Here is a 1732-nt window from a genome sequence, read left to right on the forward strand (position 1 = left end):
CAGCCGAACTTGGTGCCGGTCAGGCCCAGCGAATCGCGCAGCGCCCAGAGCACGGGCGTGGAGGGATCGACGTCCAGCTGCTGTGCGCGGCCGTTGACTTGCAAGGTGGTCATGGAGGGCTCCTGAAAACGGGGGTGTCGGGAATGCGGGGGTTCCCGCGGCCGAGCCCCGGGAAGGGCGCCAGTGTCGACCAGGGCACCCGCCCGGCGTTAGCCTGAACCTGCGCCATGCTTGCCCATTCCTGCGAGCGCGCTGCACAAACGAGCAAGTGCCGATACCATGGCCCGCAGACCTGACACCAGCATCCCGCCATGCCCGATTCTTCCTCCACCCCACCCGCGCCCGGCGCGCGCGCGTCCATCGTCCGGCGCTTGCTGGAGCGGGCGATCGACAGCTCGCCGCACATGCCGCCCGAGATTCCGGGACTGATGCTGATCCGCATCGACCAGCCCTTCCTGAACACCTGCAGCGTCTACGAACCCTGCGTGGCCGTGATCGTGCAGGGCAGCAAGCGGATCACGCTGGGCGACGAGACCCTGTGCTACGGCGAGGATCGCTACCTGATCACGTCGATGGACCTGCCGGTGAGGTCGGCGGTGGTCGAGGCCAGCGCCGAGCGGCCTTACCTCGGCGTGGCCCTACGCCTGGACTGGCGCGAGATCGCCTCGCTGATGCTGGAGTCGCCCGCGGCACCCGCAGGGACCGTGGCCCGCGACAGCCGCGCCATGACCACCGGCGCCATCACCGCGCCCCTGCTCGAAGCCTTTGACCGCCTGCTCGCCCTGCTGGACCAGCCCGAGCACATCCCGGCGCTGGCGCCGCTCATCAAGCGCGAAATCCACTACCGCCTGCTCACGGGCGAGGCTGGCGCTCGCCTGCGCCAGATCGCCACCGTCGACACCCAGAGCCACCAGGTCGCGCGCGCCATCGCCAGCCTCAACGCCCGCTTCACCGAGCCGCTGCGGGTCGAGACACTGGCCCGTGAATCGGGCATGAGCCTCTCCACCTTCCACCACCACTTCAAGACCCTGACGGCCATGAGCCCGCTGCAGTACCAGAAGCAGCTGCGCCTGACCGAGGCGCGCCGCCTCATGCTCTCCGAAGGCATGGACGCCTCCACCTCGGCGTTTCGCGTCGGCTACGAAAGCCCGTCGCAGTTCAGCCGCGAGTACCGGCGCATGTTCGGCGCGCCGCCGTCGAAAGACGTGGCCGACTTCCGCTGGCAGGAGCCAATAACGGCTTGAGGCGGACGCTCTCTCGACAGCCCATAAGCCGTTCGCACTGAGCCTGTCGAAGTGCTCACCGCGCCGCCACCTCGCGCACCGCCGCCAGAAATGCCCCCAGCGCCGACTGGTCGCGCCCGGTGCGCCAGAGGCAGTGCGTGTCGTAGGGCGCGAGCGGCTGGGCCAGCGGCACGAAGGCCACGCCGGGCAGGCCGGCCTGCTGCAATGCGGCGGGCACCAGGCCCACGCCGAGCCCCTGCGCGATGACCGAGACCACGCTCAGCCAGTGCCGCAATTCGAAGGCCAGCGACGGCTCGAACCCCGCGTCCGCGCAGGCCGCGAGGATGCGGTCGTGGTAGTCGGGCGAAACGGCGCGCATCACGATGGCGAAGGCCTCGCCTTTCAGCTGATCGAGCGACAGGACTTTTGCGTTCGCCAGCGGATGGCCTGAAGGCAGGCAGGCCATGAACGGCTGGCTCGACACCAGGATCTGCGAGAAGCCCGCCGGC

General features: G+C 69.5%; 3 protein-coding genes. 1 reads left to right on the plus strand and 2 read right to left on the minus strand.

The window, feature by feature from the left end; translation table 11 throughout:
• On the minus strand, positions 1-113 hold a 113-nt coding region (locus Q7W29_12580; GenBank protein ID MDO9172654.1), incomplete at its 3' end, for a (2Fe-2S)-binding protein.
• Positions 114-311: 198 nt separating this feature from the next.
• Between Q7W29_12580 and Q7W29_12585 the strand changes: the two genes are divergently transcribed.
• Positions 312-1244 carry an AraC family transcriptional regulator gene (locus Q7W29_12585; GenBank protein ID MDO9172655.1) on the plus strand — a complete coding sequence of 311 codons (933 nt, stop codon included), beginning with the start codon at positions 312-314 and terminating at the stop codon, positions 1242-1244.
• A 55-nt stretch (positions 1245-1299) separates the two neighbouring features.
• Here Q7W29_12585 and Q7W29_12590 read toward each other — a convergent pair.
• A partial coding sequence (locus Q7W29_12590) for a LysR substrate-binding domain-containing protein (protein MDO9172656.1) occupies positions 1300-1732 on the minus strand: 433 nt, incomplete at its 5' end.

Source organism: bacterium (genome assembly GCA_030654305.1).
Lineage (GTDB): Bacteria > Krumholzibacteriota > Krumholzibacteriia > LZORAL124-64-63 > LZORAL124-64-63 > PNOJ01.

Coding starts and splice junctions, on each gene's coding strand:
- Q7W29_12585 (MDO9172655.1), top strand. CDS start 312: ATGCCCGATTCTTCCTCCACCCCACCCGCGCCCGGCGCGCGCGCGTCC.